This window comes from Qipengyuania sp., assembly GCF_042095715.1.
GTDB lineage: Bacteria > Pseudomonadota > Alphaproteobacteria > Sphingomonadales > Sphingomonadaceae > Qipengyuania.
On sequence record NZ_JBELMO010000008.1, the window covers coordinates 19,904 to 33,457 of the forward strand.

A 13,554-nucleotide genomic window follows, 5' to 3' on the forward strand; every position below is an offset into this window, starting at 1 on the left:
CGGGCGGGCTCCGGCCCGTCTGCGCCATCCCGCGTTCAGCGAAGCGCCAGTACCCTCTTGCGATGACAGCTGTAGCCGTGTTAATCGCTTAAGACACCATGCGCAGCTTCTTTCGTCGCCCCGAGCCAGAGTCCGAACCGCACCGCGGTTATTACGCGCTCGACGACAGGTTCGAAGGGCCCGATTACGACGACTGGGACGAGCGGCTCGACCGCGCGACGCACGGTTTTGTCGATGAGGACGAGCGTGGCCGCCAGCGCTGGTGGCATCGCGCCTATTGGCGTGACAGGCGCTGGCACTGGTGGCTGGTGCGCGCGGTCGCCGCGTTTCTGGGCCTGCTCATCCTGCTTGTCGCCTGGCTCGCCCTGACGGCGCCACTGTCGAAATCGCTCAGGCCGCTGGTCCCGCCGGAGATCACGCTCACGGCCGCCGACGGGACCCCCATTGCGCGAAAGGGCGCGAATATCGAAGCGCCGGTGGAAATCGCCAAGCTGCCCGCGCATGTGCCCGAAGCATTCATGGCGATCGAGGACCGGCGTTTCCGCAGCCACTGGGGCATCGATCCGCGCGGTCTGGCGCGGGCGGCCTTCACCGGATACGGCGGCGGCAGCACGCTGACTCAGCAGCTCGCCAAGTTTACCTTCCTGACCCCGGAGCAGACGCTGACCCGCAAGGCGCGCGAAATGCTGATCGCCTTCTGGCTGGAAGCGTGGCTGACCAAGGACGAAATACTGGAGCGCTATCTCTCCAACGCCAATTTCGGGGACGATATCTACGGTCTGCGCGCCGCCAGCCTGCATTATTTCTACCGTCAGCCCGAAAATCTGACCGTGCAGCAGGCCGCGATGCTGGCCGGCCTGGTCCAGCGCCCCAACTGGTTGCACCCGGTCCGCCATTACGAGCGCGCCGAGGAACGCATGCGACTGGTGCTGAACGCGATGGCGGAGGAAGGCTATATCTCGTCTGCGGAGGCCAATGGCCCGTCGCCGCGACTGGATGTGCGGGCGAAGAAAACGATACCGACCGGCACCTATTTTGCCGACTGGGCGCTGCCGCAGGCGCGCGCGCTGCTGCAAGGGCGGGGTGGGGCCGGCTATGCCCGGCAGACGGTCGCCACCACTCTCGACAGCCGGTTGCAGGAGATCGCTCGCCAGGTCCTGCGCGATGCACCCCTACAGGGCGCACAGGTCGCGCTCGTCGCGATGCGTCCCAATGGCGAGGTTGTGGCCATGCTTGGTGGCACCGATTACGGCAAGACGCCTTTCAACCGCGCCACCCAGGCCAAGCGGCAACCGGGATCGACCTTCAAGCTGTTTGTCTATCTCGCGGCGCTGCGCGACGGCTGGACCCCGGACGACAGGATCAGCAACCGCGAAATTACCGAAGGCAGCTATCGCCCCAAGAACGCCCGCGGCACTTATTCGGACAGTCTGACGCTCGCCGATGCCTTCGCCCAGTCCAGCAATGTCGCGGCGGTACGGCTGATGCAACAGATAGGGAGCGACAAGGTCATCGAGACCGCGCGCGATCTGGGGGTGACATCGCCCATGACCCCCGGCGATCCATCGCTTGCGCTGGGCACCTCCACCATGTCGCTCATGGAACTGACTGCTGCCTATGCGGGCGTGGCAGCCAATGCGATGCCGGTCCAACCGCATGCCCTGCCGCAGGAGGAAGCGGGGTTCTGGCGCAAGCTGTGGGATGGGCCGGAGCATCTCGGCGGCCGGGTTCACGAGGATATGCAGGCCATGCTGCGCGGCACCGTGAACAGGGGCACGGGACGCGCGGCGATGCTCCCGATCGCCAATTTCGGGAAAACCGGCACGACGCAGGACAACCGCGACGCGCTGTTCGTCGGCTACGCCGGCGATCTGGTGGTGGGGGTGTGGGTCGGGCGCGACGACAATTCGCCGCTCGGAAAGGTGTCCGGCGGCACGGTGCCCGCACGCATATGGAAGAACTTCATGACACGGGCGCTCAGGATCGGTGGCGTGCCCAAGCCACGGTCGCTACCCACGTCTGACGAAATCGAGCCGGATACCGGCAATATCATCCTGGAGGATGGCGACACGGTCCTCACCCTGCCGGGTGGGCGCATCCGGATCGACCGCGACGGGGCCGATCTGGTTCTTCCCGACTACGAAGCGATTCGCGACCGCATTGAGGAAGGCCAGGCCGAGGCGGAGGAACGCTACGAGCGGGCGCGCGAGCAGTTGCAGGAGCGTGAGGAGGCGTTCTAGGCTTCGCTCGCCACCATGACGTTCATGACCGCGCTGGCGATGGGCCGGTCTCGCTTGTCCTGCCACGCCTCTACCGAAATGTTGGCCGTCCTGCGCCCCAGCTTGACGATACGGGCGCTGGCATAAGTCTCCTGCACGGTGCCTGCCGCCAGGAATTGCACGGTGATGTTTATCGGCTTCATGCGCGCGACGCGGTCCAACCGGGCGAGTTCGCCGCGCAGCAGAGCATAGCCCGCCGTTTCGAGAAGCCCGCTGATTGCTCCGCCATGCAGCGCACCAGGGCGGCCTTCCACCGCACCCGAAAAGTCCACCGCCAGCACGGGTACATCACCCTCCATGCGCGCGACCCGCATCCCCAGGCTCTGGGCGTAGGGCGTCAGAACGGCTGCTGCATCAACCATGGCGCACGGCCCCCGGTGCGGGCGTGATCGACATGAAGACGGCCTGTACGCGTGCCACCGGATCATCGAGATCGCCTTCGTGCGCGACACCTTCTATGAAGGCGGCGGATCGCGTGGTGCGATAACACCTTGCCCGTCCGAAGACGGACCCGTGCGGCTTTGCCGGGCGCGCATAATCGACCCGCAGATCGAGCGTTGCGATGGCTTGGAACTTGCCCATGCGCGTCCAGATCGCCAGCCCGCTCGCCATGTCCATCAGGCTCACGATGGGGCCGGAAGCGAGCACCTGGTTCTCTTCTTCCCCGACCAGATCGGCCCGCCAGGGAAGTTCGAGTTCCACCCAATCCTTTCCGTGATCACGGTAGGTGAGACCCAGCCAGCCGTTGTGCCCCTGCGCGGCCATGAAAGGCGCCGCTCGGGCGGGATCGAAAGACAAATCATTCATGAGCGGGGCTCTGGCGCGCTCTTGCCGTCAAGACAATGGCCGATCGATGACTGAATGCAGGCGGATGGTCTGGACCCATGGCGGCGATCACGCCCCCAAAGCCGACTTTCTTTCTTCAAAGCGACATTAACATTTGTATCTTTGACGATGTTTCCGGCACTGGAGTAGCGCCGCAATTTTTACAGGGGTGATTCACTGGGATGTTTGTGCGGAAATTCCTTCTCGGACGATTGCGTCATGAGCTCACCGAGGATGAACTCGAAAGGCTGGAATCGGCGGTCAACCGAATAATCACGATAGAACCGCGGACCACGCTGGTGGATCGCGGGACCAGACTGGAAAACAGCTATTACCTTATCGAAGGAACGATGCTGCGACACCTCGACGACAAGCGGGGTGAGCGGCAGCTTGTGGGCGTGAATATCGCTGGCGATTTCGTGGACCTCCACGGATACGCCATGAAGCGGCTCGATCACTCGGTGCAGTCGCTAGACCGGGCGAAGGTCGCCGAGGTGCCGCATATCCGTATCAAGGAGATGTTGTCCGGGTCTCCGCATCTGGCGCGGTTGATGTGGTTTTCCACCTTGCTGGACGCCGCGATGCACCGGGAGTGGATTTTCCGTCTCGGGCGGCTGAATGCGGAGGGGCGGATCGCGCATCTCATTTCCGAACTTATCGAGCGTCTTCGCTTTGTTGGCCTGTTCGATGGGCTGAACTTTCCGATACCGCTGCTCCAACGCGATTACGCGGAGGCCTGCGGGATCACGCCCGTCCATGCCAACCGGAGCTTCCGCACTCTCAAGGAGCGGGGCGTGCTGGAACTCGATAGTGGGGGCAAGTTGCGCATATTGGATGAAGCGGAATTGAAGAGCCTGTGCGACTTCGATGGATCCTATCTTTATGGCCAGGGCGAGCTCCAGCTCGATAATTTTGAGGACCTTGCCGTAAACGCCTGATAATTGATGGCCCGAGGGACCGATGACGGGTCGCTTACGTTGAGGGCGGGCATGACCCATCAAACGACCCCCACCGATCCGCGATCGTCCTTTCTGTCATTCATCAAGCAGCCCGATTTTCCCTGCGTTGGAGCCAAATCGGCCGCTGGAACGGGCAGGATCAAAATTGTCGAAGCCCGAAGCATCGAAAGTGCCTGGGATGACCTGGTCATTCACCGGGAACTGATGGACTGGGCCGAGGCCTACGGTAAGGACCGCGAAGGCTTGCGCAGCTTCGTCGTCGTATTTTCCGGGCCTATGGATCTGTCCGAAGAGGCTTTCGAAGCGGCGATGTGGCAACGGCTTCAATCGCTTGCCGACAAGGATAACTGGCTCGGACAGCGTTATGACGTGGCGGTCAGTCGCGATCCCGCCGATCCCCATTTCGCGTTGAGTTTCGGGGGCGAGGGATTTTTCGTGGTCGGTCTGCATCCGAACGCCTCCCGCCCGGCCAGACGCTTCGAGAAGCCGGCGCTGGTCTTCAATCTTCATGATCAGTTCGAGCGTCTTCGCGAAGAGGGCCGCTATGCGCGCATGCGCGAGGTCATCCTTGCTAGGGACGAGGATCTGGCGGGTTCGATCAATCCGATGCTCGCGGAACATGGACACGGCAGCGCGGCGCGCCAGTACAGCGGTCGTATGGTCGATGAGGATTGGGCATGCCCCTTCGAGGACCCCCGGGCATGACCGATGCGATCACGATTGCTCCACGGACCGGCACCGCGTTCCATTTGAAACAATGGCAATCGCTCACCGTCGTGGATCCCGAGGGTGGGCAGGTTTCGGACCTCCTGGCGTATAATGCCAATGACGTTCGCGAGGTGATTTCCAACGGCAGAACATTCGATTACGAAGAGACCACCCAGCTTACGACGGGTAACAAATTGTGGTCCAATCGCTCTCAGGTCATGCTTGAGATCGTGGCTGACGAGGTTGGCATCCACGATTTCCTGCTCACGCCTTGCAGTGAAGCGACCTTCAAACATTTTTACCCCGACAAGCCGGTGCACCGCGGCTGCTTCGGAAATCTGGCAGAAGCGCTGGAGCCATACGGCATAGAGCCTGACGACATTCCCTGCGCTTTCAACGTTTTCATGAACGTGCCGGTCGATGGTCGAAGCGGCAGGATCGAGGTGCTTCCCCCGACATCCAAGGCCGGGGAGTCCGTTACGTTTCGTGCGGAGATGGACCTGGTGATCGGATTGACGGCGTGTTCGGCCTATGCGTCCAATGGTGGAAGCTTCAAGCCGATTGCGTACCGCGTGGACTGACCGTTAGAGCATCCCACCGGACAGCGCGTCGAGCGCGCCTTGCAGAATGACGGCGGCGGCATGGCTGTCGATCACCTCTCCGCGCTTTCGGCGGCTCGCGTTCTGGGCGATGAGATCGCGCTCGGCCGATTGCGTGGACCACCGCTCGTCCCAGAGGAGAACGGGAAGCGACAGACGCTGCGACAGATTGCGGGCGTAGGCACGGCTGGCCTGGGCGCGGGGGCCTTCGCTTCCGTCCATATTGCGCGGCAGACCGATGACGGCCCCTGCGATGGCACGGGCCTTGATGATATCGCGCAGCTTTTCCGCATCGGCGCCGAACTTGCCGCGTGGAAGGGTCTTGCCCGCAGTGGCGAAACGCCATCCCGCGTCGCTGGTTGCAACGCCGATGGTCTTGGTTCCGAGATCGAGTGCGAGCAGGGCTCCGCCATCGGGCAGGATCTCTGCAAACGCAGCGGCGCTCTCTAGGACTGGGGCGGATTCCATGCCGCAACCCGACGGACGACATCCTCCTGAAGGTTTTTCCAGAACAGCGGGATGTCGTAAACATGGTAGTTGTTGCCCGGAAGCACGCCTTGGCCCAGTTGGGGGGGATCACCTATCAGGAGCAGGCCGCTGGGGTCGCATCGTGCGGGAACGGAACCGGCGACCAGATCGCCGCCGGACAGATCCTCGCGCGGAACCAGAGTGCCCAGATTACGCTCTCCAGACGCTTCACCTCCGGCTTGCCCGGTCAGTGGATTGATGCACAGGATCGGGCCATCTCCACGCGGTTCGCCATCGAAACCGGGCGTTTTCGAGTAACGGTCCAGCAACAGGTCGGGGTCGGCGGGGTCGGCGAAACTGGACCACGCCACGATGCATCCCGCCTGCTCCGGCGTCGCACAGGCCGGCAGGGGCAGCGCCGGAAGATCATGCTCGATCGAAATCGGCCAGCCGACCGCATAGACGCCCGCGATACGGTCCTGAAGCGCCGTGCCGGCAATTTCATCCTGCAACAGCTTCAGGATGTGCAGCGAGCCTTGGCTGTGCCCGGCCAGCACGATCGGTTTGGCGGGATCGACGTTTGCGACGAAGAAACGAAACGCCTCGCGCACGTCTGCGTAGGCTGCGTCGATGGCGCGCGTCGCCTCCGGCCTGTCGGTCAGAAAAGCGCCCGCGACGGCTTGCCGGTATTTGGGCGCCCAGATTTCATCTGCGCGGTTGAAGGCGCTCGCCATGCCGCGGAGAAACAGCCGCGCCCGGCCGTCGGCGACCGGGTCGTCGAGCGAGGCATTCCAGTTGGCCTGTTCGGTGAGAGCGAGAGGGATATAGCTGGTCGGATGCACGAAAAACACCGCGAATGACGCCACATCCTGCGTCGATGCGGTCGCGCTGCGCGAAGTTTCGACCTCCAACCTATCCTGGTTCTCCAGACTGCGTTCGGCAGCCGGTCGTTCGGGGGATGGCTCGCCTACGTCGCCTTCGGACAGGGTCTGGGCAATTGCAGGTTGATAACGCGCAGGATCGTTGGCCCCTATGCCTGGCCTCGAGTACCACATCGCCGGATCCTGATACGCGTTCGCGGCAAGGGGCGGCTGCTCGGTGAAGTCTCCGCGCGGTACGAACGCGATTTCGGTCGCCTGACGTGACCAGATCGACAAGGCGATGGCGCCCGCGATCACGAGCACCACGATCCCTGCGATAACGTAGAGGAATTTACGCGCCACCGGCGGTCTTTGCCCCGGCTTCGCTATCCTCGCGGCCCTTTGCCTGCTCGGCCCGCCGCTCGAGCGCGACCTTGATCATCGCCAGCAGCGGGTCGGCCAGAAACAGGCCGAGGATGCCGAAGAGGATGCCCATGACGAACTGCATGGCCAGTACGAGCGCCGGCGCCAGATCGACCGTCTTCTTGGCGATGAGGGGAATGATTATGTAGCCGTCGAAATTCTGGACGAGAATGTACGTTACGATCGTATAGATGCCCATGTCGACGCCGCCGGAAAAACCGACCAGCACCATGAGGATGCCCGAGACGATCGCGCCGAGATTGGGAACGAAGGCCAGCAATCCGGTAAGAATTGCCAGCAACACGGCCATGGGCACCGCGTCGCCAATCACCAGCGGCGCCACGACGGCGAGCATCACATATGTGAAAATCGCTTCGAACAGCATTCCCACGAGACGGCCCGCCATCAGGCGGCGCAGGGTCTGTCCCCTGCGCTTCGATGTCACGTAGAAATTGTCACGCTCGGCACGCGGGAGAAGCCATGCAACCCCGCGCTCGTAAAGCTGCGGCTCGAGCGCGACGTAGATCCCGATGATGGCGATGAGGAGGACGGTCGTGAAGCCGCCCACAATTCCGCCGAGTGCCCGCGTCACCGTACCAATTCCGCTCGAGAAACTGCCTGCGAAATTGTTGATCTGGTCGAGACTGATCTCGAAACCCTGGGAACGAGCCCATTCCACGAGCGAGGCAACCTGCTGTTCGATAATCGCGGGAAACTGCGCCGCTTCCTGAGAAATCGTCGACCCTGCGAACCAGCCCAGCCAAAGGAAGAACGCGACTGTGCCGAGCAGCACGATCCCGACCCTGATGCCGCGGGGGATCGGGAGGATGCGACCGAGCAGGCGCGCGCCCCCGTCGATCATGGAAGCGAAAACCATCGCGCCGAATATGACCAGAAGGGGCTTGGCCAGATAAACAGCCAGGGCGATGCCGCCGATGACAAAGGCCCACACTGCGGCACGACCGATTTCGTGACGGATACGTGGGTCCGTTATGCGGGACGGGCTGGAACCGAGATCGGCTTTTTCCCCCTCGGCGGCCGGGTCGCTCACCTTGGTCACGTTATTCGCTGTCGCCGGTAGGTACGATGGCAGGACGCAGCGTCGTGAACGCACGCCCCCCCCGCAGCGATGTAAACCAGCTGATGGGATTCAGATTTGTCGACCCGTCGAGCGAGAAGGTGATGAATTCGGCACGCCCGCCGATGTTGGACAGGGGGATGGGCCCACCAAGACCCTTCTCGAAGGTGGGCGCGCGGCTGTCCGCGGAATGATCGCGATTGTCGCCCATCACGAAAACCGCGTCCTTGGGGACGGTGATCTCGGGATAATCGTCGAGCGACTGATTCATGTGATCCACCACCAGATATGTCGCCCCGTTCGGCATTGTCTCCCGATAGACTGGCATGCGGCAGACCATCGTGCCGTCAGGCTTGGTCACGCGCATGCCCGGATAGGCATAGGGGCTGCAGGGGCTGTTGAGATCGACAGGGATTTCGATAGCCGGTTCGACCTTGCGCGGGATCGGCTTGCCGTTGAGGATGATACGCCCGTCGCTCACCGCGATCCTGTCACCGGGCAGGGCGACGACCCGCTTGATGTAATCTTCATCGGAGTTTGGCGGCACCGGGATCACGATATCGCCGTACTGCGGCGTGCCCGGGAAAAGGCGCCAGCTTGCGCGTTCCAGGGGATGGAAGCTCAGCGAGGACCAGTTGTATCCATAGGGAAATTTGCTGACCACCAGCCGGTCGCCAACCAGCAGGTTGGGCATCATCGATTCTGAAGGAATGTAGAAGGGTTTCGCGACGAAGCTGTGAAAGGCTAGCACCGCCAGGAGCATAAGCGCCAGACCGCGAATTTCCGCAATCCAGTTGATCTTTTCCTTGTCCTTGCCGGGCTTGGATTTGGCAGTATCGGTTGGTTCCGGATCGGTCACGGGTGCGGTGTCGCTGCTCATAAGGGAATGGCCTCGATAATCACGAAGGCCTGCGCCCATGGGTGATCGTCGGTGAGGGTAAGATGAATGCGGGCCTCATGCCCCGGCGGCGTGATTTCCGCAAGCCGCTTCGCCGCACCGGCGGAGAGGGCGAGGGTGGGCGCACCGGATCGTGCGTTCACCACTCCGATATCTTTCAGGAAGACCCCGCGCCTGAAGCCGGTGCCCACCGCTTTCGAGAACGCTTCCTTGGCTGCGAACCGCTTGGCAAAGGTCCCCGCCCTCGTGAAAGGTCTTCGAGCGGCCTTCGCTCGTTCCACCTCGGTAAAGCAGCGTTTCTCGAAGCGCTCCCCGAAACGGTCGAGAGAGTTCTGAATCCGTTGGATATTGCACAGGTCGGATCCCATCCCGATGATCATGATCTGGCCTCATCGATCAGCTCTCGCATCTGCCGGACGGCCTCTGCCAAGCCGACGAAAACCGCCTCGCCGATAAGATAATGCCCGATGTTCAATTCGGCGAGCTGCGGAATCGCGGCTATGGGTTGCACATTGTCGAAGGTCAGCCCGTGGCCCGCGTGTGGTTCGATTCCGTTTTTCGACGCAAGCGCGGCCATGTCGGCAATGCGCCTGAGCTCCACCGCCCGCGATTCGCCCTCGGCATGGGCATATTCGCCGGTATGAAATTCGACAACCGGGACCCTGAGGCGGATTGCCGTTTCCAGCTGACGCTCGTCAGCCTCGATGAACAGGCTGACGCGGATACCCGCATCGGACAGCCGGCTGACGATAGGGGCGAGCTTGTTATGCTGTCCCGCTGCATCCAGCCCACCTTCGGTTGTGCGCTCTTCCCGCTTTTCCGGAACGATGCACGCGGCGTGCGGCTTGTGGGCGAGGGCGATCTCCAGCATCTCGTCGGTCGCCGCCATTTCGAGATTGAGGGGGAGGCCGGTCGCTGCCTGGATACGGGCGAGATCCCCGTCTCGTATGTGACGACGGTCTTCCCGCAAATGGGCGGTTATCCCATCGGCGCCCACCGCCGCCACGATCTCGGCAGCTCGCACCGGATCGGGATGATCGCCCCCGCGTGCATTGCGGATGGTCGCGACATGGTCGATGTTCACACCCAGGCGTAGGCGCGATGTCACGACACTGGCTCCCGATCCTGGCAGGCGAGTACGGTCAGCACATCGTGCATCGGGCCTTCGCCGGTCCAGACTTCGCCGAAATCGTAATCCTTTTCCGAAAGATCGGTAACCAGTGCGATCGCCATGCTGCTCTCGGGCAGAATGATGTTGCGAACCTGATATTTGCCGATGGCGCCGCGCCGCTCGACGATATGGACCGGGGCAGCGCAGCCTTTAATCGGCGCATCGAAGACCCATTGACCAAGGGCCATGTACCCCAGCGCAGGATCGCCTGTCCAAAGCACCTCGCGCGCGTCGGCTCCGAGCAGTTTGCCTTCGAGAAGGGCCCGGTCGAATCGCAACATATCGGTGACGGTGCCGATCAAACCGCCTGCGGCCCCGAAGCGGCTCAAAACGAGCCCGTAGATCGCCTCGCTGCCGGGGAGTGCTGCAGCCGCTCGCGGTGTGGCGAAGCTCGTCCTTTCCAGTCCTGCGGGCTTGGCAATTCGCTGCTCGAACAGGGCAGCCAGGGAATTTCCAGTCACTTTTTCGAGCACCGCGCCCAGCACGATGTAATCGCAATTGTTGTAACGCCACCCCTCTGCCAGCGGGGCGCCGCGCTCTGCGCTGCACCAGGCCGGACCAGTGGCGCCGGAAGTGTAGAAACTTGGCCATTCGTCCTTATGGACGGGGCTATCGTCGGGATTGCGCAGACCGGAACGATGCTGGAGGAGTTGTTGAATGGTGGGCGAAACCGGCGCGTTGCCCGATGATGGCAGATACCGGGAAAGCGGCTCGTCCAATGCAAGCTTGCCGTCTTCGGCCTCTTGCAAAACCATTACCGCGAGAACCTGCTTGGTCATGGATGCCCAAGGCCAGGCAGCGCCTTCGCTCGCTAATCCCCGAACTCCGGACTTGCCGACCTCGAAGAGATTGTAACTTCCGGGCGCAGACGAATAACCAATGACGCCTTCGAAACCGCTTGCGCTTAGCAGTTCGAGCAGCACTCGATCTTTTTTCCCCTCGGTCTGAGTGTCCGAGGATGCTGCTATTGGTGCGATCGGCGTGGCACCGCTCTCGCTTGCGTGGGCTGCGCAGCCAGCCAGCGCGACAGCCGCCGACAGTCCGGCGAGGCGTTTCATCCCTTGCGACTTCCCGGCTTCGTCACCGGGATAGCAGCAAGTTCGGGTGGAATGTCGTCTTCGGCATAGCTGGGCACCGCTATCTCGATAAGCGGGAAGAAGGGCACGCCCAGATCGGCGGACCCATTGGATCGATCGACGAGGGATGCTTCGGCGATAACCTGTCCGCCCTCGGCCTTTACCGCTTCGATGGCTTCGCGGCTCGAAAGGCCGGTCGTGACGACATCCTCGACCATCAGCACTTTCTGTCCGGGATCGAGCCGGAAGCCACGCCGCAGATGGAATGTACCCTCGGGCCGCTCGAGGAACAGTGCGTCGACCCCAAGGCAGCGGCCCATCTCGTGCCCTATGATAAGGCCCCCCATCGCCGGAGACACGACGACTTCGATCTGGTTGCGGATCTCTCGCGGGATTTTCTGGACGAGCGCGCGCGCCAGCTGCCCCGCGCGCTCCGCGTTCATCAACACCCGGGCGCATTGCAGGTACTGGGCCGAATGGCGGCCCGAAGAGAGGACGAAATGCCCCTCCAGCAATGCGGCGCTGGCGCGAAACTCGGACAGGATTTCTTCGTCGGTCATGGTCCGCGCGACAAAGCCAATCGGCGGCCCGAGCGCAAGGGGCAAAGGCGGTCTTGGGAAAATTTGTCGTCGACGCGACTTGAGGCCGGTCGAAACCGCGCTTATAGGCGCCCCGAATGGGTCCGCCTGTGGGCGCTTTGCACATTGGTGCAGCCCATGTAATGATTTTGACCGGCGGCGCGCTTGCCTGCGCTGCGACAGCGAAACGGAACCGGAATGTCGACTGCGATTCTCCAGAGCTCTTTTCACCGCGCGCATCGCCTTGCCGCGCTGCTCGTGCTGGCCCTCATGCTTGCCCTTGCGGCAGCACCGGCGATCGCACAGCAAGCATCGAGCGAAGCGGCGATGAGCGCGCCCGGCGAGGAAGCCGATCCGGCTGCTCTGGCCGAAGGGTCAACCGAAGATACCGTGACCGAGGTCGCGACGCCGAAGATGAAGCCCATACCGGGCATCGGCATGCCCATCGCGGCGGGTCTGAACGTTCAGGAGCAGTTCTCGCCCACCGGCCAATATGCTGAAGGTTTCCACCACGTCATGCTGTGGGTGATGGGGGTCATCAGCGTGTTCGTGCTGGTCCTTCTCGTCTATGTGATGTGGAAATTCCGGGCAAAGGCCAATCCGGTCCCCTCCCGCACCACGCACAACACCCTGCTGGAAGTGGCGTGGACGCTGGTCCCTGTGCTAGTGCTGGTCGCGATCGCTATCCCGTCCATCTCGCTTCTGGCGCAGCAATATCGCACCCCGCCCAAGGACGCGATTACCATCAAGGCCACCGGCTACCAGTGGTACTGGGGCTATTCCTATCCCGACAACGGCGATTTCGAGATCATCTCGAACATGCTGACCGAGGAAGAGGCCGACGCGGCCGGGGAGCCTCGCCTGCTCGCGGTCGATAACCGCATGGTTGTGCCGGCCGGTGTTCCTCTCCGCATTCAGACCACCGGCGCGGATGTGATCCATTCCTTCGCCGTGCCGAGCCTCTGGTTCAAGCTTGACGCGGTTCCGGGGCGCCTGAACGAGAAGCTGCTCACCATCGAGAAGCCTGGCGTTTACTACGGCCAGTGTTCTGAACTGTGCGGTGCGCGCCATGGCTACATGCCGATTGCGGTCGAGGCATTGCCCTTGGACGAATGGCGTGCATGGGTAAGGGCGCAGGGCGGCACCTTCGGTGAAGAAGAAGCCGCACCTGCCGCGGCTCCCACGCAGCAGCCCGAAAGTGCGACACCCAACGCCGCCGGAGCGGGCGCTCCCCCGGTCGAGGACGACGCGCCTTCCACTGCCGCCTGATTGATCTTGCAAGCTTACTGAAGAGACCCGACGCCATGGCCACCACCGCCGACACCTTCCAGGCCCATACGGACCACGCGCATGATCACCATGATGGCGATCACACGCCGGGGTTCCTCGCGCGCTGGTTCATGTCAACGAACCACAAGGATATCGGTACGCTCTACCTGATCTTCGCCATCATGGCGGGTATCATCGGGGGCGGCATCTCCGGCATCATGCGCATGGAGCTGATGGAGCCTGGCATTCAGTATCTGGGCTGGTGGGTTGAATTCATGGGTGGAGAGGCGAATTTCGATGCCAATCTGCACATGTGGAACGTGCTGATCACCGCGCATGGCCTGATCATGGTCTTTTTCATGG

At 62.5% G+C, this 13,554-nt stretch carries 15 protein-coding genes and 1 pseudogene; 6 read left to right on the forward strand and 10 right to left on the reverse strand.

The window, feature by feature from the left end; translation table 11 throughout:
* Positions 1-98 precede the first annotated feature (98 nt).
* Positions 99-2,240 (forward strand): transglycosylase domain-containing protein, encoded by a 2,142-nt coding sequence (locus ACFDTG_RS03860; RefSeq protein ID WP_375289726.1) that lies wholly within the window; start codon positions 99-101, stop codon positions 2,238-2,240.
* Here ACFDTG_RS03860 and ACFDTG_RS03865 read toward each other — a convergent pair.
* Together ACFDTG_RS03865 and ACFDTG_RS03870 are read right to left on the reverse strand one after the other, a co-directional pair.
* The gene (locus ACFDTG_RS03865; RefSeq protein ID WP_375289727.1) at positions 2,237-2,641 is read right to left on the reverse strand and encodes a PaaI family thioesterase; all 405 of its coding nucleotides are present in this window, start codon (positions 2,639-2,641) and stop codon (positions 2,237-2,239) included. The two genes, ACFDTG_RS03860 and ACFDTG_RS03865, sit on opposite strands and share 4 nt — an antisense overlap.
* Positions 2,634-3,086 (reverse strand): PaaI family thioesterase, encoded by a 453-nt coding sequence (locus ACFDTG_RS03870; RefSeq protein WP_375289728.1) that lies wholly within the window; start codon positions 3,084-3,086, stop codon positions 2,634-2,636. The genes ACFDTG_RS03865 and ACFDTG_RS03870 overlap by 8 nt, the downstream gene beginning before the upstream one ends.
* A 200-nt stretch (positions 3,087-3,286) precedes the next feature.
* Between ACFDTG_RS03870 and ACFDTG_RS03875 the strand changes: the two genes are divergently transcribed.
* The 3 genes from ACFDTG_RS03875 to ACFDTG_RS03885 are packed head-to-tail and all read left to right on the forward strand — an operon-like array spanning position 3,287 to position 5,352.
* Positions 3,287-4,042, forward strand: coding sequence for a Crp/Fnr family transcriptional regulator (locus ACFDTG_RS03875; protein ID WP_375289729.1), 756 nt, complete (start codon positions 3,287-3,289; stop codon positions 4,040-4,042).
* 51 nt (positions 4,043-4,093) lie between these two features.
* Positions 4,094-4,768: a guanitoxin biosynthesis heme-dependent pre-guanitoxin N-hydroxylase GntA gene (gene gntA, locus ACFDTG_RS03880; RefSeq protein WP_375289730.1), complete on the forward strand. Its 675-nt coding sequence runs from the start codon at positions 4,094-4,096 to the stop codon at positions 4,766-4,768.
* Entirely contained in the window at positions 4,765-5,352 is a 588-nt protein-coding gene (locus tag ACFDTG_RS03885) for a DUF1989 domain-containing protein (RefSeq protein WP_375289731.1), read from the forward strand. The genes gntA and ACFDTG_RS03885 overlap by 4 nt, the downstream gene beginning before the upstream one ends.
* A gap of 3 nt (positions 5,353-5,355) precedes the next feature.
* Here the strand turns inward: ACFDTG_RS03885 and ruvX are convergent, their stop codons facing one another.
* The 8 genes from ruvX to pyrE are packed head-to-tail and all read right to left on the reverse strand — an operon-like array spanning position 5,356 to position 11,904.
* Positions 5,356-5,838 (reverse strand): Holliday junction resolvase RuvX, encoded by a 483-nt coding sequence (ruvX, locus tag ACFDTG_RS03890; protein WP_375289732.1) that lies wholly within the window; start codon positions 5,836-5,838, stop codon positions 5,356-5,358.
* Positions 5,817-7,061: a DUF3089 domain-containing protein gene (locus ACFDTG_RS03895; RefSeq protein ID WP_375289733.1), complete on the reverse strand. Its 1,245-nt coding sequence runs from the start codon at positions 7,059-7,061 to the stop codon at positions 5,817-5,819. Before ACFDTG_RS03895 ends, ruvX begins: the two co-directional genes overlap by 22 nt.
* Complete coding sequence (locus tag ACFDTG_RS03900) at positions 7,051-8,181, reverse strand: AI-2E family transporter (RefSeq protein ID WP_375289734.1); 1,131 nt, start codon at positions 8,179-8,181, stop codon at positions 7,051-7,053. The genes ACFDTG_RS03895 and ACFDTG_RS03900 overlap by 11 nt, the downstream gene beginning before the upstream one ends.
* A 1-nt stretch (position 8,182) precedes the next feature.
* On the reverse strand, positions 8,183-9,079 hold the full coding sequence (lepB, locus tag ACFDTG_RS03905; RefSeq protein WP_375289735.1) for a signal peptidase I: 897 nt from the start codon (positions 9,077-9,079) through the stop codon (positions 8,183-8,185).
* Positions 9,076-9,477, reverse strand: a complete 402-nt coding sequence (gene acpS / locus ACFDTG_RS03910) for a holo-ACP synthase (RefSeq protein ID WP_375289736.1) — start codon at positions 9,475-9,477, stop codon at positions 9,076-9,078. The genes lepB and acpS overlap by 4 nt, the downstream gene beginning before the upstream one ends.
* Positions 9,474-10,205, reverse strand: coding sequence for a pyridoxine 5'-phosphate synthase (locus ACFDTG_RS03915; RefSeq protein ID WP_375289737.1), 732 nt, complete (start codon positions 10,203-10,205; stop codon positions 9,474-9,476). The genes acpS and ACFDTG_RS03915 overlap by 4 nt, the downstream gene beginning before the upstream one ends.
* On the reverse strand, positions 10,202-11,326 hold the full coding sequence (locus ACFDTG_RS03920) for a serine hydrolase domain-containing protein (protein WP_375289738.1): 1,125 nt from the start codon (positions 11,324-11,326) through the stop codon (positions 10,202-10,204). The genes ACFDTG_RS03915 and ACFDTG_RS03920 overlap by 4 nt, the downstream gene beginning before the upstream one ends.
* Complete coding sequence (gene pyrE / locus ACFDTG_RS03925) at positions 11,323-11,904, reverse strand: orotate phosphoribosyltransferase (protein ID WP_375289739.1); 582 nt, start codon at positions 11,902-11,904, stop codon at positions 11,323-11,325. Before pyrE ends, ACFDTG_RS03920 begins: the two co-directional genes overlap by 4 nt.
* Before the next feature lie 216 nt (positions 11,905-12,120).
* On the opposite strand from pyrE, the gene coxB reads away from it, so the two are divergent.
* Positions 12,121-13,191, forward strand: a complete 1,071-nt coding sequence (coxB, locus tag ACFDTG_RS03930) for a cytochrome c oxidase subunit II (RefSeq protein WP_375289740.1) — start codon at positions 12,121-12,123, stop codon at positions 13,189-13,191.
* A 35-nt stretch (positions 13,192-13,226) separates the two neighbouring features.
* Positions 13,227-13,554: pseudogene (locus ACFDTG_RS03935) on the forward strand (cytochrome c oxidase subunit I); the annotation flags it as partial.